Here is a 23,134-nt window from a genome sequence, read left to right on the forward strand (position 1 = left end):
GAAGACAGCAGCGAAACCGCCGCCGACGATGGTCAGCAGGCCGAAGATCGCCTCCTTGTAAGGGCGCACGACATCCCAGGTGGCGGAGGCACCATGCAGGAACGCAGTCGACAGGTCAGCGAGGACACTCACGCACTCGGCTCCCAATAGGTCCTGGCGGGCGGGTTCTCCCGCATCGCCTTCTTCCAGAGCCAGTCAGCAGTCGCGGCGTCCCGGGCCGCGAACCACGCGCTGACGAGGTCGCCCCAGGCCAGGACGCCGTAGACAAAGACGCCTGTCGTGACCGGCTCGTCGGGAACGATGAACATCACGCTGACGAACGCCCACAGCCCGGCGCCGAGGAGCGCCGTTCCGGCCCTCAGCGCCGGGGTCCTGCGCCAGTGGCCATTTATTAGAAGGGCCGCGATTCGGATGAGGGCGACGACGCCGATGACGACGCCCCACTCCCTCTTGGTCGCCCATTCGGAGAAGCGAGCCCATTGGCCACCGGTGTCGAACACCGGTCCGAGGAGCAGTGCCAAGGCGAAACCGGCGGCGAGGAACGCCCCCTGCCATTTCATGATACGCGTCGGCGTGAAGATCCACAGCGCCGGCTGCGCGCGGACTTTGACGACGTTCATGGGCGCCACCCGCACTGCCGGGCCCCAAATTCGTTGTGCGGGAGGGTCTCCCGCTTCCGCGCCGGGGACATCACCGTGAGCTCGGCCGACGAGGGCCTGATCGGCTTCTCGACGTCGCAAAAGCTTCCGCCCCCACGACCGCCAGTCAGCGTGGAGCATGCTCCCAACGAAAACGTCAGGGCGATTGCCAGCGTCCACATCCTGATCATCGGGACCACCTCCCCAACTCGGCGGCGACCTCATCGTCCGTCCTCCCCTCTATCGATGCCTCGATGCGCTCCCGGTCCGCCTTGGCCGCGGCGTTCGCCGTCTCGACACCGGCGCGGCCTTCCCGGCGCCCGGCCGCGCGGAATCGACCGGCAGCGAAAACCATCCCGAGGACGACGGCGCCGGCGCCGGCGGCCGCGATCCAGCGCGCCACCTTCGACGAGGCCAGCAGGCCGAGCACGATTCCCCCGAGAGGCGAGAACACTAGGGCCAGGGCGATCCCGAGGACGATGCCGGCCGGGACGTACGTGAGGACCTCGGTCATCAGGCGGCCCGCCCTGCGCGGTAGTTCGCCACCGCGCACCGGACGAGTTGGCTCCCGACGTAGACGGCGGTGGCGCACGCCGCGGCGAGGGCGATGGCCTGCCAGTGGGCCACGACCCAGATCCCGGCGGTCGACATGAAGCCCTCGCCGACGATGGAGGTCACCGTCTCCTTCGCGGCACGGGCCTGATCGACGCTGGACTGAACCTGCGATGCGGTATCCGTCACCGTCGAGGCGTAGGCCTGGTAAGTGGCGACCGTGCCAAGGCCGACCTGACCGGCCACCTTGATGTTGTCCCCGATCCGGGCCGGCTGCGAGGCCTCCTTGATCTCTTTCTTGCTGGCGACCTCACAGGCGCCGCGGCTGATCGCCGGGGCGGCCTCGATGGCGGTAACGAAGGTCATGTCGGCGATGCCGGTGCCGGTCTGGCCGAGTTCGACTTGGGCGGCCGCGACCGCGCGCCGGGTGGCCGGGCCGAAGGCCGCATCGGCCTTAAGCGGTATACCGAACGCGTTGATGGTCTCCTGCAGGGCGCGGACGCGAGGGCCCCGGTCGCCCAGCTTGAGGACGGTCGGATCGGCGGCGGCCGCGGGGGAGACCGGAGCGGCGCGGAGGACGGTTGTCCAGCGGGCGAACGCGTCGGCCAGCTTCGCGTCGTACGCATTCTTCTTATATGCGGTGCCGTTGTAGCCCGAGGCGAACGCCTTCCAGTCGTGGGCGCCGAGCTTCCGCAACAGGCCCTTGGACCGCATGAAGGCGATGCCGACGGCGAGGTGGGTGGCGACGCCGCCCCGGGTCAGGGCGGCATGCATCGCGACGGCGCTGGGGAATCCGCAGGCGGTGTAGTTGAAGCCCATGACCTGGAAGAGCCCGAAGCTTGCGCTCTGGTACGCGGCCTCGGCGTGGAGGGCGGCGGCCTTCGCCATCAGAGCAAGGCGCCCCGCGCTGGTCTTCTGGTCGGCGTACTGCGCGCTGCCGGGGCCGCCCCACTTCGACACCGTCAGGCCTTGACGCTTGGCCTCATCCACAAGCCCGGGCGCGAGGGCCTTCAGGCGCTTGAGGAACACATGGCGCTCGAACAGAAGGGCCGGCTCGTTTCCATCGGAGGGGTCGAGGTCGGCCGCCTCGAACGGTCTTCCGCCGGTCTCGACCTCGATGACCGTCAGCAGGCATGCCGCCTCGACGCCGGACTGGGGGGGCGACGAGCTTCGCCGCCGTGACGATGTCGGGTGAGAGGCGCATGCCCGGCTCCGGGATGTTGGAAGGCCGGCACCGCCAGGAGGCGGGAATGTCCTCAGGAACAGGACAGGGGGAGAGACGCTCCCGGACCCGACGGCACCGTGCCAGGGAGAGGGCGGCCGCGGCCTGCAACGCACAACCCCCAGGCCGGCCCGGACTCGTCTTCTGACTTGGCGGACCCGTTCGGTGCCCGGCGCCGGCTCGCACGCGGATCGCCCTGCTGGCGCGCGACCGATATGATGCGATGGACGTACCCGAGCTCGATCTCGGTGAGCTCGGCGCATTCCTGGCGGCTCAGCCCGTCGGCCCATCCGTCGAGGACACGGGCCTTGAGGGAATGGATCTCCCGGCGCTTGCGGTAGATCCCTTTGCTCTGGTGCGACGGCTTCCACCGTTCGTAGACGGCCTTGGGGGCATCAGCCTTTCGCCTGGGGGAGATGCTCTCGTCGGGCTCGATGACCAGGCGGCACCGTATACCGACGCCTTCCAGGATCGAGAGGGACCGTTCCAGGCTTACGAGCTCGCGCCCGGCCATGAACCTCTTGACGAATTCCCGTCGAACCGAGGGGACGTTCTGGGCGATCTCGGACGGGTGATAGCCCTTGGCCTCGATGCGGGCCTGGGCGGCCGCATGCACCTCGCCGTTGATCTGACGAGGCAGCTCGGACGGCGCCTCGGCGATGAGCTTCGTCACTTGCGCCGGCGTCAGCCCTTGTTCCCGGATATGATCGAGGCTGGCCTCGACCACCGCATCGCGCATGTTGATGTACGTGTGGGAGACGCACGCACCGCACTCATCTACAGACCTCGGGCTCAAGGAGACGCCGCAAGTCTATGGAATCACGCCCGATTCGCCTACCTTCCAGTAGGTAGGACACGTCAAGTGCTTGACGGGCGTTCCGGGCACCGTCGGCCATGGACCGAATCCACTGTCCTCAACACGGTCATGCATCCGACGCTGGACGCTCCATGACGCCCCATGGGAGCCATGCATCGGCCCATGAAATGTCAGAACGGCCCTCCTCGACCGTCAAATATATTTCTTCGCAATGAGCGCACCTGGCAGCTTCGCCAGCCCATCGCCAGAGTCGAGGGTCGGATTCCTCAGCCCAGTCGAAACTCACCCAGTTCTCGTGGCTCAGATCCCGTTTTCTGCCCATGAGGTTCCATGCTGCCCCTCGCATTTCTAGGGGCGTCAAGGGGTAGCTAAGCCACTCTGGTAGCAGGGCAAATCCAGGGGGAGAATGCTCGATCCGTGGCGGTGTGGTGCCTGTCGCGGGCCAGAGAGCCCATCCCCCCATGAATTTCGATCCCCGTTGTACTAACGCCCGCGCCCTCGATTTTCATTGGCGCGCGCCGAGCGCCATCGCCGAGCGAGCCGGCCTCGCTGAACTCGGTCGCTCCTCCTACAAGCGGGCTCGCGACAGCTTCCTCGCCTCCCTGGTCCTCGCCGCGGATTCCGACCGGCCCTGGGTCTCCTATTCCCGGTCGCGGGATTTCTACGCAGCCGAAGGCCGGTACGAGGGGACTGATTACTCCTACTCGAACGTCAGGCTCGCCGTCGCCGAGATCGCCGAGGCCGGCATGATCGAGGAGATGAGGTCGAAGCCGGGCTCGCACCTAACGCACGGCTTCCAGTCTCGCGTGATCGCGACGGACAAACTCATCCGTCTCGCCCAAGGCGTCGACCTGCTGCACGTCGGAACCCGCTGCCCCATCGTCTTGAAGGATGAGGCCGGCACCCGCGTCGACTTCCGCGAGACCGCGCAGACCCGGCGCCTCGTGGCCGAGGTCGAGGACATCAATAGCTACCTCGGCACCATCGAAGTCGGAATCAGCGCCGACGCCAACCCCGACGACTGGCAGCACACCCAGCACCACATCCGTGCGCGCAAGATCAAGGACGGGAGAGAGACCTGGACATGCGTCCGCCCGACGCCGAGCCCCGAGGTCTTCCGCGTTTTCGGGCGGGGGCGGTGGGACCGGCACGGGCGCTGGTACGGGTGGTGGCAGAACCTGCCCAAGTCGCGGAGGGCCGAACTTCTGATAAATGGCGAGATCTGCATCGAGCCCGATTTCGCCTGCCTCCACCCCACGCTGCTATACGCCATGCGCGGCATCGTCCTGCAGCACGATCCCTACGAGCTCCAGGGCTGGGACAGGTCCGCCGGAAAACTGGCGCTCAACGTGTCCATCAACGCCCCGACCCTGAACAGCGCGATCCAGGCCCTCCTGAAGAAGCGTCGCGATGTGAAAGGCGATGGCTCACCCGCATGGCCCTACGGGCCTGCTGAGACCCGTCGGATCGTCGAGGCCGTCAAGAAGGCTAACCCGGCCATCGCCGGGGACATCGGGTCCGACGCCGGCATCCGCCTCATGGCAGTCGATTCCCGCATGGCCCAGCAGGTCATGACGAGGTGTCGCGCCGAGGCTATCCCGGTCCTGCCCGTCCACGACTCGTTCGTCGCACCGGGGTCCAGAAAGGCCGCCGTGACCGCAATAATGGGGGACGTTTTGGCCCACACGATTTCGACCATTTCTCCTGTCTCTTCAGGGGTTTAGGACCAATCGATCCGATATACCCCCTCGGGGGGCGCGACATCGGAGCGGAGCTCTCTTCCTTCCTTGGAGGAGACCTCCTCTGCGGAGCCCGAGATCGCCCCTCTTCCGGAGGACCGGGGGAATACCTTATCCCTCTTAGAGACCCCGCTCCCGGAGGCTCTGGGCGGTCCTACCGGTATGGAGACCGCTCCTTCCCCGGAGGGTCTGGATAGCTCTTCCCCGGAGGGGTTAGGTGATCCGCGATCCCTTCTTGATACCCCCGGTCCGGAGGCGTCGTTCCGCCCCGTCCTGGCTGTGAGGCGACCCGCACCCCGGCCTACCTCTCCCCGTCCCGTGGTCTCTATGGCTGCCCCTTCTCCGGCCCCTCTTTCTCCTCCCGCACCCGTGGTCGACGCTGCCGCTTCTACCCGTCCCCCCCTGCCACCCTTCCTCCAGGCCGCACGTGAAGAGCTCCGTGCCGAGGCCGAGGCGGCTGCTGCTGCCGCTGCCGCCGCTGCGCTCGTCCGGGAATCTGCGCCTCCTCCTGCCTCCGTGCGGGGTCAGTGGGCGCCTCTGCCTCCCAGGAAGGATTCCCCCGCCCCGGTCAAGGTAAGGCCGGTGGCGACCGTTCCTGCGCCTCGTCATACTCCTCAGTCGCCGCCCGTGGTGGAGCCCGTTGCGGAGATGGTCAGGCCTACGATGCCGATGCCCCGTGCTGTGCTGGCGCCTCCTTCCTCCATGAGGGCGGTCGTTGAATTTTTTGGATCGCCGGGAGGCGGCGAGACAGCGCGAGGAAACCCGTCAGCGCTTCAATAGACGTTGTCTATTGCGAGCGAACTGATAATATACAGGGGCTCTCGGGCTCGATGCGATGCACCACATCCTCGAAGACCCCTCACCGGCAACGGTGGGGGGTCTCTTCATGTCTGGGCATGCGTGATGCCGCCTCCATGCATGCCCATTTCACCAACGTGTTTCACCAACAACTGTTGGTGAAATCGTTGGTTATGAAGCGTCCCGTGTTGGGGGCGCCATCGGGTGAATGGTCCGATGGTTCATGTGGCGGCCTAAGCTCGCCTTAGGCCGTGGCCACCACCCCTCGGGGGTTGTCCGTTGCAGGTGCCCGCAGCCCCATCCATGGGCATGCCCCACCTCGCCATCACCTCCCGCGCCGCCCTGCTGGACGCCATCGCCTCATGGCGACCGGACGTCGTCGTCTCCATCAGCAGCCCATCGCGTCCCATAGGGAGACCATGGGGAGACCATGGGACGGCCCATGGACCAGCATGGTGTTTCAGGATCGCGAGCACGCCGGTCAGGCCGGGGGTGGCATTGGACGCGTCGCCCATGGTCGTCCCATGAAAGCCCATCAAAGCCCCATGAGGCCCATGGCGATCCCCATGGCGGCCCATGTCAATGGGCTGCTGGCCACCATGGGACGGTATGGGCTCATCCATGGGGATGGCCATGGGGATGGCCATGGGGCCGAGCGCCTGCTCATCCATTGCGAGGCAGGCCTGGGGCGTGCGCCAGCCCTCGGCCTCGTGGCCCTCATGGCCATGGGCATGGATGCCATGGCAGCGGTGGAGGCCATGGCCAAGGCCGTGCCCGAGGCCAGCCCGAACCGTCTCGTGCTCCGGCATGCCGAGGCGATCCTCGGGCAGGCCATCGTGGCGCATGCACAGCTATGCATGGACCTTCAAGCGTGGACCTGCTGGTGCTCAGGGCAAGGCGGTGGGGCTGCGGGTGGTGGGGGGAGGTCCCCCATGCGGGCCTCCCTGGCGAGATGAAATCCCACGGGAAGCATTGGGCGCGGGCCCGCGCTTGGGCCAGCCTGAAAACGAGGTCCCCACCCCGCTGGCGAAGGCCCCAGGGCGGGGTCGAGGCGGTCTCGACGCACTCGGTAGCCTCGGGGAATCCCCACGCCTCAGCAGCCTTCCCTGGCCGGGTCCCCTCCGACGAAACGTCGCCGGCAAACGGCACCGGATCAAGGGATTCCATATTTCCGGTAGATGGGTTGGCCCTTTGGTCAGAAGAACCACATGCACCCGATGCATGGGCTGGCTCTTCAGCCGATACCCATGTCGCCGAAGATCCGGCATGGGATGAGACCTAAGTTTCCGGGATAGCGACCGAGGCGAGGACCCGGGTCCCCATGGTGACTGTCTATGAAGTTTCAGATCGGCCTGTCGCAGCTGGCCTATGCGACGCGTCGGGGCGTGACGCCGAAGGCGGTGAGAAAGGCCATCGCCTCCGGCCTTATCACCGTGGTGCTAATGCCCGACGGCAACATCACAACGAACCAGGCCGACCGCCTTTGGGATGCGAACGCCAGCCCGAACCAGCGCCATGGCAAAAACGCGGAACGCGCGACCGCGTGGTTGGAAAAGCGCCCGCCCCCGGCAAAATTCGTTCTCAATCGTGAATAGGCTGGCTGAGCTCAATGGAGACAATACCAACTTCTGGCTACCTGAATCACATTTCTACCTTTGTTCGAGATGTTCAGGAGAACCCGACCCGGCACCGACAACGGCACCAGCAGCATGACTGGAACGAAAAGAAGACCGCCGTCGGGTGGGTCAAGCAGCTAATCTGCAAAGGCCTCGGCGTGCGTCGGGCATAGGTCAAACTCGCCGCTACGGCGAGCCCCTAACTTGCGCGTCAGACATTAAGGACTGCGCTCCGCCGAGGAACAGCAAAAATGCGAGAGGTCAGGAAACTGTAGTGCTCGCCGATCAACGAAGGAGCCCGGATCGCTTTCCCCGGAGCTCCAAGCAATCGCGCAGCCGTTCGTGCCGCTTGCCACGTGCAGCGTCCTCTATGGACATGAGGTTCTGTTGCGCCCGATCCATAGGTCTGAGGGCGACTTAGATAGCCTCGTTCACGCTGATAAGGCTAGCCCAGCGCCAGTCGTTGACCTGAACTTAAGCACAGTTAGCCAAAGAGGTTTCCAAAAGGCGAAATGCCTGTTGCCGGAACGATGTACGTGTGAGGTGATCATGAAGAGAGTTTTAGTCAACTTTGAAAGTCGGCTCGACCCCCTATCCGGACGTGCTTCGGGGCGGCCAACGCCCTCTGTAAGTGAGGCCGCCATGCGCATGATAGATGTTCAGATGGTATGGGACGCAGCGGATATAGTCAGCAAACAGCCCCGTGGTGCGCGCAGTCGTACCGCTGAAAAACACGGAGTATCTCGCGCAACAATTACGGAAGCAGTGAAACGCGTCGAAGCAGCCTTCAACGTTCGTCTCTTTGCCAAGGCCCGGAGCGACAAGGAAGAGCCTCTAACGGCTCCAGGGAGGGCGTTTGTGGATCACGGCAAGACTTTCCTGGAAAGTTTTCAACTGCTTCGCAAACTCGTCCAGGACGCCCAGAATCTTGATTGAGGCGACCTCAGTCTGAGAACTGTGTTCAATTATTTTGAACATAGTATCGTACGTAGAACTAACTGCAATCGTCTCTTCCCTCTGTCCGAAACGAGTTCATCGTGTTTACTCAGTACCATTCAAAATTCGCTGCCTGCAGGCTCGCTTTGGCAGGAATGGCAGGCCCTCCGATTGCTAGATCGCTCTCGATGGCTCGGGTGGACATGAAACCGCATCAAGTTGAAGCGGCGCTCTTCGCTCTACACTCACCCATCACAAAGGGAGTGATTTTGGCCGACGAGGTCGGTTTGGGGAAAACTATCGAAGCCAGCTTAGTTATTGCACAGCGATGGGCGGAGAACCGCCGCCGCATTCTGCTTGTGGTGCCAGCTTCGCTGCGTAAGCAATGGTCGCAGGAACTGCATGAAAAATTTAGCCTCGCCAGCGTGATCATAGAAACTAAATCCTACCGCGATGCGATAAATTCTGGAAAGAGACCGTTTGAGGATTCGAGTGCCGTCATTGTCACGTCCTATGAATTCGCGGCGGCTAATGCATCCGAAATAGGTTTGACGCCTTGGGACTTGGTTGTGTTTGATGAAGCGCACCGTTTGCGCAACGTGTATCGTTCTTCGGGCGCAGCGCGCGCGAAAGAACTCAGAGAGAATTTAAATGGCCGTTTCAAAATTCTTCTTACGGCTACACCGTTGCAAAATAGCCTAATGGAGCTGTTCGGTCTCGTATCGATGATTGACACTGATTTTTTTGGCGACAAAGAAACTTTTCAAACGCTGTATGGAGGCAAAATCAGCGAGACAGGCCTGACTGCTCTGCGTTCACGCTTGGGGCCAATATATAAACGCCATCTCCGAAAAGATGTACAAGAAGCAGGTCACGTCTCCTTTACAAACCGAAAAGTCGTGACGTTTAATTTCAAACCTGCTGATGTAGAAGTCGACCTTTACAACGGAGTTTCGGATTATTTGCAGAGATCGGCGAGCGTTGCATTCGGAGGTAGGCCAAACCCGCTTCTGCTCACCGGAGCGCGTAAGTCGCTCGGGTCATCTACTGCTGCTATTATAGGGTTTCTCGAGACTGTTTTGGCTCGCCTGAAAGAACGCGAGCCTATAAGCCCGAACGATCTCGTAGATGTCGGCGATGTAGACGAGGTAATAGCAGAAGCCAGAGAAGAGTTGGGCTACGAAGAAAAAGAAGAAAGCATTTCAGTTCACGCTACGCTTGCTGCGACGGAAACGGAAATTGCCGAGGTTGAGCATTACCTCGCTTTGGCACGAGGCATTGGCTTCAACACGAAGGGAGAAATGCTCGTAGCTCAACTTCCCGCATTATTGAATGATGTTGTCAGCAAGGGCGGTCGAAGAAAGGCTGTGGTTTTCACGGAAAGTGTTAGAACACAAATCTATCTTGCGGAACTTCTGGCCGATGGCGGGTTCAACGGCCAAGTCGTGCTTCTGAATGGCTCAAATTCTGATCCGCATAGTAAGAAAGTCTACAGAGACTGGGTAAAGCGGCAAGTCAACTCCGATGCGATTTCAGGTTCGAAAAGTGCTGACATGAAAGCGGCTATCGTAGACGCGTTCAAAGGCGAAGAAGCATCGATTCTGATCGCAACTGAAAGCGGCGCAGAGGGAATCAACCTTCAGTTCTGCTCTCTTCTTGTCAACTTTGATCTTCCATGGAATCCTCAGCGCGTGGAGCAGCGTATCGGTCGGTGCCACCGCTACGGTCAGAAACTCGACGTTACCGTCATAAATTTCCTAAACTTGCGCAACAAAGTGGAAGAACGCGTTTACGAGCTTCTGAGAAACAAGTTCAAGCTTTTCGAAGGTGTGTTCGGTGTATCTGATGATGTGCTCGGCGCTATCGCTTCCGGAGTTCATTTTGAGCGTGATATTCTTGAGATTGCCCAAACATGCAGAACCGACATAGAAATTGAGGATGCCTTCGCAAAACTTGAAGCAACTCTCGACGCGAGCATTGCTTCTGATATGTCGAAGGCTCGACGCAGGCTTTTTGATCACCTCGATCAAGGAGTTGTCGCGAAGTTGCGTGCACGCAATGAGACCGTCGTTGCACTTCTCAGCGATTTCGAGCAATGGCTACTCACTGTCGCTCGGGCTGAACTTCCGGAAGCGCAGTTTCATTCCGAGAACGGGCGCTGCTTCGATCTGGACGGCGTGACATGGACAACCGATTGGGCGACTGCCGACGAGCGAGGTTGGCGTTTTTTCCGGCTCGGAGACGGGGAAATGGCGTCCGACATCGTTGCACGCGCAGCAACTCGAGATCTGCCTGCTGGTCAGGTCGTATTCGACAGCGAACGCCTTCGTGTTCTGGGCTTTCCTGGATTCGCGGATGTGGACCGCCTCAAGGGTCAGGCTGGCTGGATACGAGTCTCCTGCCTTGTCCTGCGAACCGAGGCCGAATCACAAGCGCCGCGCGAGGTTTTTGTGTTTGCGGCTATGACAGATGATGGTGTTGAAGTCGCCCCAGAAACTGTGGAACATTTATTCCTCACACCGGGAGACTACAATGGGCTTACTCTGTCAAAACTTCCAAGCGATAAATTCAAAACCTTGGAGCAGAAGCACGAAATTCTACGAACAGAAGAGGCGCTGTCGCTCAATACTCAGTGGTTAGAGGAAGAGGATAAGCACCTTGAGGCCCAAGCAGATGATTTAATCCGTTCTGCCAAGGAAAAATCGAAAGCGCTTAACGCGGAAATAAAGACCGCCCAGAAGTCGCTTAGGACGAATACCTCCATCAGCCCTGAAGATGCTATCAAGGAACGCAAGCGAATTGGAATGTTGAAGCATGCCTCAGACGTGTTTGAAATGGAAACAATGACGCGGCGAAAGAAGATACAAGAATCCGCGCAAGAAAATTTAGACAAAATGGCATTAAGCTTGAAGATCAGCGCCGATTTGCTGCCTCTTTTCACGCTTAGGTGGGAAGTTGTTTGAGAAAATTGTTAAACACGTCGAGGGCGAGGTGGCGCCTCGGTGCCAGGATGCGCTCTTCCTCACCTGGTCGCCCTCGCTCCTAAGTGGGTGCAGAAGTACGAGACTGACACGTTCGACGACGACACGATGCAAGCCTACGAGGCGCACATCGCCGCGCTCGAACGGCTCGTCGGCCGGCAGGCTCTTGAGCTTGAGTTTTTAAGAGGGAGCTCTGCGACAGGGACCACCGCCGAGAAGCGGCCCTACGCCCGTGACTAGTGGCCCGGCAGCCTCTCCGTCGCTGCAGGATGCCGGCTGCTGGGTCTGTCTTTGGGCCTACTTTCGATGCGGGCCTCAACGCGATGTGCTGCGGTTCGTTGCCGGCAACCGCATGTTACCGTGACGCGACCGAGGTCCGGGTGGCAAGCCGCACGGCCGGGAAGAGCCAAGGTTCAGTATCGAACTTGCGGATGACCCGCCATCCGGGTGATTTTCCCTGGATGGACCGCCGATCCTGGTCCGATGGCAGGATTCAATGAAGCTCATTTGCCGGGTTCGGCCTTGATCTCGGACGGGTACGCGCCTGGGTCCCGCCCCAGGGCGCCATCCGCCCCGTCGGACACCCGAGGCAGGACGAAGCCGAAGTTGGTGCCGCGCTTCAGGACGCTGCGCACGTCGAGGCGTCCGCCCTGGCGCTCGACCAGGTCTCGGCACAGCAGAAGGCCGAGCCCGCTGCCTCGTTCGCCTGCGGTTCCGTTCGTGGTGACGCGGCGGTCCAGCCGAAACAGGTCGTCGAGCTTGCCCGGCGACATGCCCAGACCCGTGTCCGAGACGGTGATCTCGACCCCGCCAGCGACACCGGCCGCTGCGACCGTGATCGCGCCTCCCGGCAAGGTGAACTTTATCGCGTTGCTCACGAGATTGCGCAGGACGGTCGCCAGCATGTCGCGCTGACCGACCACGCAGAGCCCGCAGGTCTCCGCCCGGAGCGTCAGCCCCTTGTCCGACGCCTGTTCGCCCGCGGCCTGCATCACCTCGGCGGCCACCGCGTCGAGCTCCACGGGACCGAGCGTCACGGTCAGCGTATCCATCTGAGCGCTCGCCCAGGCGAACAGGCTGTCGAGCAGGGCGTAGGCCTGGGACGCCGCATCGTGGATGCCACGGGCGCGACGCTCGATGGACGCATGGTCCCGCTCGACCACGGCCTTCCCCAGCACCTCGGACAGGCCGAGTAACCCCTGGAACGGATTGCGAAGGTCGTGGGCGATGATCGAGAACAGCAGCGACTTCTGCCGGTTCAGGGTGTCGAGCTCCAGCGACTTCGCCTCCGCCTCGCGCCGGGCCGCCGCGAGTTCCGCCTGGAAGGCGCGGCGCGCCCCGGCGTAGCGGATCGCCCGGGCGAGGCCGGAGGGGGTGACCTCGGCCTTGGCCAGGTAGTCGAGCGCGCCGGCCCGCATCAGCCGCGCGGCGAGGTCCTGATCGGCCTCGCCGGTCAGCATCAGCACGGCGCGCGCCTCCCCCTCGGCCGAGAGCAGGGCGTCGAGCAGGGCGAACGTGTCGATGCCGGGAAGCCGGTAATCGAGCAGAACGCAGTCGAAGGCCGAGCTCCCGGCGAGACGCAGGCCCTCCTCGCCGCCCGACGCCTCCGTCAGGACATGGTCCAGTCCGGACTTGGCCAGCGCGCGCCGGACGGCGGTCCGGTCGACCGCGTCGTCGTCGATGAGCAGGATGCGGGTCGGTGTCGCCACGGCAGGGCCTAGGTTGGGAACTCGACCACCTTCCAATAGTGCTCCAGCAGGGCGACCGCCTCCATGAACGTGTTGGCAGGGTCCCGCTTGACGATGTAGCCGGCCACGTTGTGCCCGTATGCGCGCATCCGGTCCTCGTCGGCCTTGGACGTGGTGATCATGAACACCACGGCGGAGCGCAGCTCGTCGTCGGCGCGCACCGCCTCAAGGAACTCGATGCCGTTCATGCGCGGCATGTTGAGGTCGAGGAGGATCAGGTGCGGCTTCGGGAGCGGGGCGTGCTCGTTCTGCCCGCGCAGGATCTCCAGCGCCTCGACGCCGTCACGGGCCACCGTGATCGGGTTGCCGATCTTGCTCTTCTTGAAGGCGCGCTTGAGCCCCTGGACGTCGACCTCGTCGTCGTCGACCAGCAGGATGTTAACTGTCGACCCCATCCGCCTGTCCCTTCCCGCCGTCGGGCGGCCACGTGAAATGCACCGCCAGGCCGCGCCCGTCCGTCCCGTCCGCGAGCCAGACCTTTCCGCCCTGGCGGTCGACCAGCTTGCGCACGATGGCCAGCCCCATACCGCTGCCCTCGACCTCGTCGCGGGGCCTGAGCGTCTGGAACATGCCGAACACACGCTCGCGGAACTGCTCGGGGATGCCCGGCCCGTCGTCGGTGACGACGAACTCGACCGAATCCCCATGGGTTTCGGCCGTGACGCGAATACGTCCCTCGGCGGGCCTATCGTGATGCTTGATGGCGTTCCCGATCAGGTTCTGCAAGGCTTGCGTCAGGGGCGCGCGCGCCGTCCGCAGGGTCGGCAACGAGGCGTCCGCCGTCACCGTGAACCCCTCGGGCGGGCTGACCAGGACGGAGAGCTCCTCGACCAGCTTCCTCGTTTCGATCCGGTCGAGGACGACCTCGCCTCGACCCGCGCGCGAGTAGGCCAGGAGATCGTCGAGCAGGCTGTCGAGGCGGCGGACCCGGCTCTTGAGAAGCTCCATGTTCTTCTGGACGTCGCCGGTCAGCGCGCCTTCGAGGTCCTCCTCGATCCAGCCGACGAGGTTCTCGATGCCGCGCAGCGGGGCCTTGAGGTCGTGCGAGGCGACGTAGGCGAACTGCTCAAGTTCCTCGTTGGATCGGCGAAGGTCGATGGCGTGCCTAGCGAGGCGTCGCTCCATGCCCTTGCGCTCGGTGATGTCGGTGTTGGTCCCGTACCAGTGCACGATGTGCCCGTCCGGTCCGCGGTGGGGCATGGCCAGCGACAGGAACCAGCGGTACCCACCGTCCGCGCCGCGCAGCGGGAAGGTGTCCTTCCAGGGCTCGCCGGTCTGGAAGGACTCGGTGATGCGCGCCACGACCCGCTCGACGTGGTCGGGGTGGTGGACGTCCCGCCAACCCCATCCGCGCATCTGCTCGATGGTCGTGCCTGTGTAGTCGTACCAGCGTCGGTTGTACCAGATGATGTCGCCGTTCGACTCGGCGATCCACGCCATCTGCGGCAGTGCGTCCGCAAGGGCGCGGAAGTCGTCCGTGGTCAGGTTCGCGGCTCGCTCCACGCGAAAGCCTCCCTCGTCGTGGATGGCCGCTGAGGCCCGGATGTGTGACCCGACAGACGCTTACACGGGAAGCGGGTCGCCGTCATCGGCATCATTTCCACGGCGAGGGATCGGCGGCGTTATGTTGGACGCCCCGCCCATCAATGGGGGATGCCGGTCGTCCTGAAAGGTTGTCGCGAGCGTAGGACCGGCCCAGGGCGAACATTGGAATCATCGCGTTTTCCGGCGGCTCCGACCTCCGGTGACCTCAGTCCTCCCGCGGACGTGGGGCGATGCGTCCAGTCTCGGGACCCCATCGCCCCGGCAACCGTTCTGACCTGGGCGGTCAGGTTCCGGGACGCCAGGCGGGGCACGGGTGGATGACGACGGAGAACGACGAGTTGCGGCGCCGGCTCGGGGCGGCCGAGGCGGAGATCGAACGGTTGCGGGCACGCAACGAGGGCCATGTCCACGCCCCGGTCGGTGCGGAGCGCACCTCGGCGGCCGGGACCAATCTGCTGTTCACCGCGGCGGAGAAGACTCGCATGCCGCAGATCGTCACCGACCCCAACCTGCCCGACAACCCCATCGTCTTCGCCAACCGCGCATTCCAGGAACTCTGCGGTTACGGAGCGGAGGACCTGATCGGACGCAACTGCCGCTTCCTCCAGGGGCCGGACACGGACCCGGCCGACGTCGCCAAGGTCCGCGACGCCATCGCGGCATGTCGTGACGTGGTCGTCGAGATCGTGAACTACCACCGCGACGGCACGCCCTTCCGCAACGAACTGTACGTCAGCCCCGTCTTCGATCCGGACGGGCGCCTGCGCTACTTCTTCGCGAGCCAGCTCGACGTCACCCGCTTCCGCACCGAGGAAGGCCGGCTCGCCGAGAGCGAGGCCCGCTACCGGACCCTGTTCGAGGCCGTCGACGCCGGCTTCTGCATCGTCGAGATGCGCTACGACGCGGCCAACCGCGCCGTTGACTACCGCTTCGTCGAGGTCAACCCTGCGTTCGAGAGCCACACCGGGCTCCGGGACGTTGCCGGACGCTGGGTCAGCGAGGTGATCCCCGGTCTGGAGCAATCGTGGAAGGACGCCTACGGTGAGGTCGCCCTGACCGGCCGTCCGACGCGCTTCGAGAGCGGCGCGGTGGCGATGGGCCGGTGGTTCGACGTCCACGCCCTGCGTATCGGCGAGGCCGCCCGGCGGCGGGTTGCCATCCTGTTCAACGACATCACCGAGCGGCGTGAGGCCGAGCGGGTCCTGGAGGACACCGCCCGCGAGCGGACGGACGAGCGCGACATGGTCTGGCGCACGAGCCGCGACCTGTTCCTGGTCTGCGGCTTCGACGGTCACTACCGCTCGGTGAACCCGGCCTGGACCGAGATGCTCGGTTGGTCCGAGGACGAACTCGTCGGCGCGACGTTCGACGCGTTCATCCATCCCGAGGACCTCGCCTCCGTGCAAGCGGTGTTCGGGGACCTCGTGAACGGGATCGTGCTCGACGACCTCGACGTGCGCATGCGGACGCGCGACGGCGGCTTCCGCTGGCTGTCCTGGTACGCGATCCCGCGCGGCGACCATTTCTACGCAGCCGGCCGGGACGTCACCGAGCGCAAAACCCTGGAGGAACAGCTTCGCCAGAGCCAGAAGTTGGAGGCGGTGGGCCAGCTCACGGGAGGGGTCGCGCACGACTTCAACAACCTGCTCACGGTCATCAAGTCGTCCACCGACCTGCTGAAGCGGCCGAACCTCGCCGAGGAGCGCCGGATCCGCTACGTCGATGCCATATCGGACACGGTCGACCGCGCCGCCAAGCTGACGGGCCAGCTGTTGGCCTTCGCCCGCCGCCAGGCGCTTCGGCCCGAGGTGTTCGACGTCGGGCGGGGCGTCGCCTCGGTCTCGGACATGGTGCGTACGCTGACGGGATCGCGCATCCATGTCGAGACGCACGTCGACCCGTTCCGGGATGCGCGAGGCCGGGAGGTCCCGTGCCTCGTCGACGCCGACCCGAGCCAGTTCGACACCGCCCTGGTCAACATGGTGGTCAACGCCCGCGATGCGATGCGGGGCGAGGGCCGCATCGCCATCCGGGTGCGAACCGCGAGCATGGTGCCGGCCGTGCGAGCCCATCCTGCCTTGCGAGGCGATTTCGTCGCCGTCTCGGTCGCCGACACCGGGCCGGGCATCGCCCCGGACGTGCTCGACCGGATCTTCGAGCCGTTCTTCACCACCAAGGGCGTCGGGCAGGGGACGGGCCTCGGTCTCAGCCAGGTGTTCGGCTTCGCCAAGCAGTCCGGCGGCGAGGTCGTCGCCGAGAGCCGCCCGGGCGCGGGGGCCGCCTTCACCCTGTACCTCCCGCGCGCCTCGGCCACCGCCGTCCCCGAGGGCGAGGCCCCCGAACCCGCCCCGCTGGCGGACGGGCACGGGACCTGCGTCCTGCTGGTCGAGGACAACCAGGAGGTCGGCGCCTTCGCCGCCCAGGCGCTGGAGGAACTCGGCTACCGCACGGTGTGGGCCGTGGACGCCGAGAGGGCGTTGCTCGAACTCGAACGCATCCCGTACCGGTTCGAGGTCGTGTTCTCCGACGTGGTGATGCCGGGGATGAACGGGATCGACCTTGCCTGCGAGATCCGGCGCCGGCAACCGGGCCTGCCGGTGGTGCTGGCCTCAGGCTACAGCGACGTGCTCGCGGCGCGAGGGTCACACGGGTTCGAGTTGCTGAGGAAGCCGTATTCCGTCGCGGACCTGTCTCGCATCCTGAGGATGGCCGTGGAGCGAGCCGCCTCGCGCCCGGGCTAGCGCCCCGGCCCCGGTAAGCCCACCACCGGACGCGGTGCTCTGACGCGCTCATCCGGTACACCCGACGTTTCGGCGGCACCACGACGGCTGACGAACGGAATCCGGTGGGCTATGCATTCGGCGACAGGAAACGGTCACCGATGAACAACAGTCCGCTCCCGAACCTCGTGGACGATGCCCGACGCCTCGGCGCCCTGCAGAGCTATGCCATCCTCGACACCCCGGCCGAGCAGGGCTTCGACGACATCGTCCAGCTGGCCTGCCAACTCTGCCAGGTCCCCGTGTCCCTCGTCAGCCTGGTGGCCGGCGACCGGCAGTGGTTCAAGGCCCGGGTCGACTTCCCGCATTGCGAGACCGACCTCGACCGGTCTGTCTGCGCCCACGCCCTGGCCCGGCCTGACATCGTGCTGGTCATTCCCGACCTGATGGTCGACGCGCGCACCCGGGCCAATCCCCTGGTGACGGGCGAGCCGTTCATCCGGTTCTACGCCGGCGCACCTTTGGTCACACCCGACGGCCACGTGCTGGGCACCCTGTGCGTCATCGACAAGGTGGTCCGGCCCGGAGGGCTGACCGCGGCCCAGACCGAGAGCCTCAAGGCGTTGGCGCGCCAGGTCGTCACCCAGCTTGAGCTCCGCCGGGCGGTGGCGAGCCGCGACGCCGCACGGGCCGAGGAACAGCGCGCCTACCAGGTCCGCGAGGCGCTGCGCGAGGCGCAGGCACGGATCGCGGTCGCCGGCGGCGACCTCGACGCAGTGCTGCGGGCCGTCGTCGCCGGCGCGATGTCGGCGGTGCCGGCGGCGGAGGGCGGCGTGATCGAGCTCCTCGACGGCGACCACCTCGAATACCGCGCCGTCCTCGGCAGGCTGGCGGGACACAAGGGCCAGCGCATCCCGGTGTCGTCCAGCGCGGCGGGTCACTGCGCCCTGTCACGCGAGCCCTACCTGATGGCGGACGCGGGTACCGACCCGCACGTCAGCCGCGACCTCGTCAGGACGCTCGGTCTGGGCTCGGCGGTGTTCGCGCCGATCCTGGGAGGCGACGGCGTGCTGGGCGTGCTCAAGCTGCAGTCGGCGAAGGCGGACGCGTTCACGGTGGGCGACCTCGACATCGTGGGCCTGTTCACCAGCGCGGCGACCGCCGGGCTGACCGAGGAGTCGGCCCGGGCCGAGACCCGCGACAAGGACGACTATTGGCGGGGCCTGTTCGACCGCCTGAGCGAGGGGTTTGTGGTCGGCGAGGTCGTCAGGGACGCGGGCGGGCGGGTGACCGACTGGACCTACGTCGAGGTCAACCCGGCCTGGGGCGACCTTCTCGGCATCGACCCGAAGACGGTGGTCGGTCGGTCCGTCCGCGAGGTCATCCCGGGCATCGAGGACGCGTGGGTCGACGAGTTCGCCCAGGTGGTCGAGACCGGCGTCGTGGCCAACTTCACCCGGCGCATCGACACGATCCGCCGCTGGTACGAGGGCCGCGCGTTCAGGCTCGACGCGAACCGCTTCGGAGTCATTTTCCTGGAGGTCACCCAGCGCGTCGAGGCCGAGGCCCGCCGCTCCGCGCTCCTGACGCTTGGCGACCGCCTGCGCGACCTGACCAGCACGGCGGACATGACCAGGGCCGCCGCCGAGATCGTCGGCCGGACGCTGGGCGCAACCCGCGCCGGGTTCGGCCGGATCGAGGGCGACGTCGATGCCATCGAGATCGAGCTGGACTGGACCGCCCCGGGCATCGCCAGCATCGCCGGGCGGCACCGCTTCGACGACTACGGCGACCTCCGCGGCTCGCTCAGGCGCGGCGAACCGCTCGTGATCGACAATGTTTCCACCGACCCGCGCACGCGGGACGACCCGGGGCCGATGAGGGCCATCGCCATCGGCGCCCTCGTCAACATGCCGGTACGCGAGCGCGGGCGCACCGTGGCGGCGTTCATCGTCCACGACGTCGAGCCGCGGACCTGGACGGCCGAGGAACTCGCCTTCCTGCGCAACGTCGCCGACCGGCTTGAGGTCGGCGTCGCCCGGGTGCGGGCGGAGGAACTCCAGGCCGTGTTGAACACCGAGCTCGCCCACCGCTTGAAGAACACGCTGACCGTCGTGCAGTCCATCGCCACGCAGACCCTGCGCGGCGTCACGGAGCGCGAGCCGGTGGAGGCGTTCGAGCGCCGCGTACTGGCGTTGTCGCGCGCGCATGATGTGCTCATGCAGAAGAGCTGGGCGGCGGCCCGGATGCGGTCGGTCATGGAGAGCGTGCTCGGCATGCAGGCCGACCTCGACCGCTTCGCCCTGGACGGTCCCGACATGGACATCAGTCCGCAGGCGGCCCTGTCGCTGACGCTGCTGCTGCACGAGCTCGCGACCAACGCGCTCAAGTACGGGTCGCTGTCGGCAAGGGCGGGCAGCGTGCGCATCGCCTGGCGGACCGAGCAGGGCAAAGCGCCGACGCTGGTGCTCGACTGGACCGAGACCGGTGGCCCGAGCGTCACGGCGCCCGACGGTCGTGGCGGGTTCGGGTCGAAGCTGATCCGCATGGGTCTGGTGGGAACCCGCAACGCCGACCTTGAGTATGGTCAGACCGGGTTGCGCGCCGAATTCCGCGCACCCCTGACAGACATCCAGATCCACGTGCATTGACCCCTGATGACCGAGACGCACCGCCCCGAACACGCCCTGGTCCTCGTCGTCGAGGACGATCCGATCCTGATGCTGTCGTTGGTCGACTTCGTCGAGAACGCCGGTTGCGAGGCCATCGAGGCCGACAGCGTGGCCGACGCGATCCGCATCCTTGAGACGCGCCCCGACATCCGCACGGTGTTCACGGACCTCGACATGCGCGGCTCGACCGCCGGGATGGAGTTGGCTCTTTCGATCCGCGACCGCTGGCCACCCATCGAATTGCTGATGGTCTCGTCGAAGCCCTGGGACGCCTCGCAGATTCCCGCCCGCGGCATCGTGCTGGGCAAGCCGTTCGACCGACGCAGGATCGTGGCGGCCATCCAGAAGTTCGCCGCCTGATCCAGCTTCGTGAGGCGGGCGGATTGTGGGTTGAGCCGTCAAACGCGTGATGGCTTCTCCGCCGCCACCGTTTCCGCGGCGTCCGTCTGCCGGTTGTCGAGCTTGCGAAGCTCGGTGGCGATGTCCTGCAGGCTGGTGTCGCCCTTGCGCAGGACCCGGTCAGCTTCGGACAGGCGGTCGCGCTCCGCCGCGGTGATGTCCCGGGCGCTCAGCACCACCACGGGGACCTCGGTGCAGCCTGGCAGCTCCCGGAGCCGGTCGAGGAACGAGAACCCGTCCATCACGGGCATGGTCAGGTCGAGCAGCACCAGGCGCGGCACGCCGTGCCGGACCTGGTCGACCGCCTCGCAGCCGTTCCCGGCCTCGCGGACGCTCCAGCCGTTGCGCTCCAGCATCGTCCGGAGCCGATGACGGATGTCGGCATCGTCGTCGACCACGAGCACGTCGCCGTCGGCCGCCCGGAACTGGTCGAGGATCGTCCGGAGCCGCGTCCAGTCCACGGGCTTGGGCACCGCCTCCACCGCCCCGAGCGAGGCGCTCAGCGCCGCGTCGGCGGCGAAGCTGACCATGACCACCGGGATGCCGGCGGTCTCCGGGTCGGCCTTCAGGGCGGCCAGCACCGACCAGCCATCCATCTCGGGCATCATCACGTCGAGCAGAATGGCCCGGGGCTTGAGCGACCTGGCGAGGTCGAGACCTGTTCGTCCGTCGCCGGCCGTGCGGACGGCGAAGCGCTGGCGTTCTAGGAACCGGGTCATCAGCTCGCGCTGGTTGGCCTCGTCGTCGATGACCAGCACGAGGTCGCCCACCGTCACCTGGTTCTCGGGTGCCGCCGGTGCCGCCTCGACGGCCTGCTCGGGCGCCACCGCCGGGACGCGCAGCGTGAAGCTGGTACCCTGACCCTCGACGCTCTCGACCGTGATGTCGCCGCCGAGCAAGTGGGCGAAGGCGCGGCTCAGCGCCAGTCCGAGGCCGGTTCCGCCGTAGTTGCGCGTGGTGCTCTCGTCGGCTTGGGTGAAGCGTTCGAACAGGCGCCCGACCTGCTCCGCGTTCATGCCTATGCCGGTGTCCCGCACCGTGAACCGGAGCCAGTCGCCGACGACGTCGACCTCGCGAGCCGCCTCCAGGGTGATCGTCCCGCCCTCGGTGAACTTTGCCGCGTTCGACAGCAGGTTGAACACGCATTGGCGCAGCTTGGTCGCGTCCGTGCGCGCCCGACCGACGTCCCCGGCGACGTCCAACGCGAGGACGTTGCCCTTCTTGGCGACCAGCGCCTCCACGGTGCCGGCGGCGTCCGTGACAAAGGCGGCGACGTCGATGTCCTCGGGGTAGAGCTCCATCTTCTCGGCCTCGACCTTGGACAGGTCGAGCACGTCGTTGATCAGCCCGAGCAGGTGCTGCGCGTTCGACTTGATCTTGCCGAGGTCCTTCAGCAGGCTGTCCTGGCCGAGCTCCTCGGCCTCCTCCTCCAGCATCTCCGAATAGCCGATCACCGCGGACAGCGGCGTGCGCAGCTCGTGGCTCATATTGGCGAGGAAGCGGCTCTTGGCCCGGCTGTGCTCCTCGGCGGCGTCCCTCGCCTCCTTCAGGGCGACCTCGGACGCGTGGCGCTCGGTGATGTCCTCGTGCACCCCAACCCATTCCCGGATCGTACCGTCGGCGTCGCGCACCGGCACCGCGCGGGCCACGTACCGCCGCCATTCGCCGTGGGCGGTGCGCACGCGATGCTCGACCGTGTACGGGGTCCCGGCGCGTAGGGCGTCGCCCCAGGTGGCCACCGTCGCACGAAGGTCCTCCGGATGGATCGCCTTCGCCCAGCCGCCGCCCATGTACTGTTCCGGTACGTGCCCGGTGATGCCGGCCCACCCCGCCTGCTCCTCGACGAAATGTCCGGCGGCGTCGGTGGTCCACATCACGCCGTTGACGGCCCGGACGGCGGATCGAAAGCGCTCCTCGCTGACGTGCAGGCGCCGCTGCACCCGGCGCTGGTCGAGCGAGGAGGCCATCATCGCCAGGAACAGGATCAGGAAGGTCACGCCGGCAACCGCCAGGGCGACGTCCCGCTGACCGGTCGCCAGTGTGGTCGCGTGCGCGGCGTGGGCGCCGGCCTCCTGCGCCGTGAACGTCGCCGCGGCCATGCCGGTGTAGTGCATCCCGGCGACCGCGAGGCCCATCACGCAGGCGGCGGCGAGCTTCTGCCAGGGGCGGTTGCGGCGGAAGGTCAGCCACAGGGCGGCGGTCGCGGCGGTGACCGCGATGGCGACGGAGACGGCCACGACGGCAGGGTCGTAGGCGAGGTTGCCGGGCACGCGCATGGCCGCCATGCCGGTGTAGTGCATCGCCGCCACACCAAGGCCCATGAGCGGGCCTGCGATCAGCAGGGACCGCGTGCCGGTGCCCCGGCGCGCCACCCAGGAGAAGGCGGCGGCGGTCACGCCGACGGCGATCAGCAGCGACAGCAGTGTCAGGCCGAGGTCGTAGGCGGCGGGCAGCCCCATCTCGAAGGCGAGCATGCCGACGAAGTGCATCGACCAGATGCCCCCGCCCATCGCCACCGCCGCGCCCGCACCCCAGGCCCAGCGCGGTCCGACGTCCGGCCGGCGCACCCGCGCGCCGAGGTCGAGGGCCGCATAGGACGCGAAGACCGCGATGATCAGGGAGAGCGCGACGAGGAGTGGGTTGTATCCGGTGTGGACCATGGGATTTCCGTCGGGTTTCCGTGGGGTCATGCCATGGAAACGCAGCGGTGTCGGGGCAATCGCCCATTCGTGAAGCCGCCCCTCGATCCGG

Annotated in this window: 17 protein-coding genes; 9 read left to right on the forward strand and 8 right to left on the reverse strand. The window is 65.7% G+C overall.

What is annotated here, in order from left to right:
- Nucleotides 1–128: 128 nt before the first annotated feature.
- The 4 genes from MKK54_RS15055 to MKK54_RS15070 all read right to left on the reverse strand — a co-directional run bounded on the left by MKK54_RS15055 (nucleotide 129) and on the right by MKK54_RS15070 (nucleotide 3,151).
- Complete coding sequence (locus MKK54_RS15055; protein WP_244012003.1) at nucleotides 129–629, reverse strand: hypothetical protein; 501 nt, start codon at nucleotides 627–629, stop codon at nucleotides 129–131.
- 196 nt (nucleotides 630–825) lie between these two features.
- Nucleotides 826–1,152, reverse strand: coding sequence for a hypothetical protein (locus tag MKK54_RS15060; protein ID WP_244012004.1), 327 nt, complete (start codon nucleotides 1,150–1,152; stop codon nucleotides 826–828).
- The gene (locus tag MKK54_RS15065; protein ID WP_244012005.1) at nucleotides 1,152–2,528 is read right to left on the reverse strand and encodes an N-acetylmuramidase domain-containing protein; all 1,377 of its coding nucleotides are present in this window, start codon (nucleotides 2,526–2,528) and stop codon (nucleotides 1,152–1,154) included. Before MKK54_RS15065 ends, MKK54_RS15060 begins: the two co-directional genes overlap by 1 nt.
- Entirely contained in the window at nucleotides 2,447–3,151 is a 705-nt protein-coding gene (locus tag MKK54_RS15070; protein WP_244012006.1) for a hypothetical protein, read from the reverse strand. Before MKK54_RS15070 ends, MKK54_RS15065 begins: the two co-directional genes overlap by 82 nt.
- 824 nt (nucleotides 3,152–3,975) lie before the next feature.
- Between MKK54_RS15070 and MKK54_RS15075 the strand changes: the two genes are divergently transcribed.
- From MKK54_RS15075 to MKK54_RS15100, 6 genes are all read left to right on the forward strand, one after another.
- The gene (locus tag MKK54_RS15075; RefSeq protein ID WP_244012007.1) at nucleotides 3,976–4,953 is read left to right on the forward strand and encodes a hypothetical protein; all 978 of its coding nucleotides are present in this window, start codon (nucleotides 3,976–3,978) and stop codon (nucleotides 4,951–4,953) included.
- 1,367 nt (nucleotides 4,954–6,320) lie between these two features.
- Nucleotides 6,321–6,722 (forward strand): hypothetical protein, encoded by a 402-nt coding sequence (locus MKK54_RS15080; RefSeq protein ID WP_244012008.1) that lies wholly within the window; start codon nucleotides 6,321–6,323, stop codon nucleotides 6,720–6,722.
- Between the two features lie 378 nt (nucleotides 6,723–7,100).
- A complete protein-coding gene (locus MKK54_RS15085; protein WP_244012009.1) occupies nucleotides 7,101–7,361 on the forward strand; it encodes a hypothetical protein in 261 nt (86 codons plus the stop codon).
- A 663-nt stretch (nucleotides 7,362–8,024) separates the two neighbouring features.
- The gene (locus MKK54_RS15090; RefSeq protein WP_244012010.1) at nucleotides 8,025–8,318 is read left to right on the forward strand and encodes a hypothetical protein; all 294 of its coding nucleotides are present in this window, start codon (nucleotides 8,025–8,027) and stop codon (nucleotides 8,316–8,318) included.
- Between the two features lie 203 nt (nucleotides 8,319–8,521).
- On the forward strand, nucleotides 8,522–11,281 hold the full coding sequence (locus MKK54_RS15095) for an SNF2-related protein (protein ID WP_244012011.1): 2,760 nt from the start codon (nucleotides 8,522–8,524) through the stop codon (nucleotides 11,279–11,281).
- An 87-nt stretch (nucleotides 11,282–11,368) separates the two neighbouring features.
- Nucleotides 11,369–11,539: a hypothetical protein gene (locus MKK54_RS15100; RefSeq protein ID WP_244012012.1), complete on the forward strand. Its 171-nt coding sequence runs from the start codon at nucleotides 11,369–11,371 to the stop codon at nucleotides 11,537–11,539.
- A 263-nt stretch (nucleotides 11,540–11,802) separates the two neighbouring features.
- On the opposite strand, the gene MKK54_RS15105 is transcribed toward MKK54_RS15100, so the two are convergent.
- Genes MKK54_RS15105 through MKK54_RS15115 form a run of 3 tightly spaced genes read right to left on the reverse strand, consistent with a single transcriptional unit; the run spans nucleotide 11,803 to nucleotide 14,550 of the window.
- Nucleotides 11,803–13,008: a hybrid sensor histidine kinase/response regulator gene (locus MKK54_RS15105; protein ID WP_244012013.1), complete on the reverse strand. Its 1,206-nt coding sequence runs from the start codon at nucleotides 13,006–13,008 to the stop codon at nucleotides 11,803–11,805.
- Nucleotides 13,009–13,016: 8 nt separating this feature from the next.
- Nucleotides 13,017–13,442, reverse strand: a complete 426-nt coding sequence (locus tag MKK54_RS15110) for a response regulator (RefSeq protein ID WP_244012014.1) — start codon at nucleotides 13,440–13,442, stop codon at nucleotides 13,017–13,019.
- The gene (locus tag MKK54_RS15115; protein WP_244012015.1) at nucleotides 13,426–14,550 is read right to left on the reverse strand and encodes a sensor histidine kinase; all 1,125 of its coding nucleotides are present in this window, start codon (nucleotides 14,548–14,550) and stop codon (nucleotides 13,426–13,428) included. Before MKK54_RS15115 ends, MKK54_RS15110 begins: the two co-directional genes overlap by 17 nt.
- A 359-nt stretch (nucleotides 14,551–14,909) precedes the next feature.
- Here MKK54_RS15115 and MKK54_RS15120 point away from each other — a divergent pair, with 359 nt between their 5' ends.
- The 3 genes from MKK54_RS15120 (at nucleotide 14,910) to MKK54_RS15130 (ending at nucleotide 20,344) form a co-directional block, all read left to right on the forward strand.
- Nucleotides 14,910–17,333, forward strand: a complete 2,424-nt coding sequence (locus MKK54_RS15120) for a PAS domain S-box protein (RefSeq protein WP_244012016.1) — start codon at nucleotides 14,910–14,912, stop codon at nucleotides 17,331–17,333.
- Nucleotides 17,334–17,473: 140 nt separating this feature from the next.
- The gene (locus MKK54_RS15125; protein WP_244012017.1) at nucleotides 17,474–19,963 is read left to right on the forward strand and encodes a GAF domain-containing protein; all 2,490 of its coding nucleotides are present in this window, start codon (nucleotides 17,474–17,476) and stop codon (nucleotides 19,961–19,963) included.
- A gap of 6 nt (nucleotides 19,964–19,969) precedes the next feature.
- Complete coding sequence (locus MKK54_RS15130) at nucleotides 19,970–20,344, forward strand: response regulator (RefSeq protein WP_244012018.1); 375 nt, start codon at nucleotides 19,970–19,972, stop codon at nucleotides 20,342–20,344.
- Nucleotides 20,345–20,382: 38 nt separating this feature from the next.
- Here the strand turns inward: MKK54_RS15130 and MKK54_RS15135 are convergent, their stop codons facing one another.
- A complete protein-coding gene (locus MKK54_RS15135; protein WP_244012019.1) occupies nucleotides 20,383–23,043 on the reverse strand; it encodes an MHYT domain-containing protein in 2,661 nt (886 codons plus the stop codon).
- Nucleotides 23,044–23,134: the final 91 nt, after the last annotated feature.

The organism is Methylobacterium sp. J-068, from assembly GCF_022829445.1.
Classification (GTDB): Bacteria; Pseudomonadota; Alphaproteobacteria; order Rhizobiales; family Beijerinckiaceae; genus Methylobacterium.

What these genes read in the sequence shown, in the direction of transcription:
- MKK54_RS15060 (WP_244012004.1), bottom strand. Translation starts at nt 1,152, where the DNA reads ATGACCGAGGTCCTCACGTACGTCCCGGCCGGCATCGTCCTCGGGATC.
- MKK54_RS15070 (WP_244012006.1), bottom strand. Translation starts at nt 3,151, where the DNA reads ATGCGCGATGCGGTGGTCGAGGCCAGCCTCGATCATATCCGGGAACAA.
- MKK54_RS15075 (WP_244012007.1), top strand. Translation starts at nt 3,976, where the DNA reads ATGATCGAGGAGATGAGGTCGAAGCCGGGCTCGCACCTAACGCACGGC.
- MKK54_RS15080 (WP_244012008.1), top strand. Translation starts at nt 6,321, where the DNA reads ATGGCGATCCCCATGGCGGCCCATGTCAATGGGCTGCTGGCCACCATG.
- MKK54_RS15085 (WP_244012009.1), top strand. Translation starts at nt 7,101, where the DNA reads ATGAAGTTTCAGATCGGCCTGTCGCAGCTGGCCTATGCGACGCGTCGG.
- MKK54_RS15090 (WP_244012010.1), top strand. Translation starts at nt 8,025, where the DNA reads ATGCGCATGATAGATGTTCAGATGGTATGGGACGCAGCGGATATAGTC.
- MKK54_RS15095 (WP_244012011.1), top strand. Translation starts at nt 8,522, where the DNA reads ATGAAACCGCATCAAGTTGAAGCGGCGCTCTTCGCTCTACACTCACCC.
- MKK54_RS15110 (WP_244012014.1), bottom strand. Translation starts at nt 13,442, where the DNA reads ATGGGGTCGACAGTTAACATCCTGCTGGTCGACGACGACGAGGTCGAC.
- MKK54_RS15120 (WP_244012016.1), top strand. Translation starts at nt 14,910, where the DNA reads ATGACGACGGAGAACGACGAGTTGCGGCGCCGGCTCGGGGCGGCCGAG.
- MKK54_RS15125 (WP_244012017.1), top strand. Translation starts at nt 17,474, where the DNA reads ATGAACAACAGTCCGCTCCCGAACCTCGTGGACGATGCCCGACGCCTC.
- MKK54_RS15130 (WP_244012018.1), top strand. Translation starts at nt 19,970, where the DNA reads ATGACCGAGACGCACCGCCCCGAACACGCCCTGGTCCTCGTCGTCGAG.
- MKK54_RS15135 (WP_244012019.1), bottom strand. Translation starts at nt 23,043, where the DNA reads ATGGTCCACACCGGATACAACCCACTCCTCGTCGCGCTCTCCCTGATC.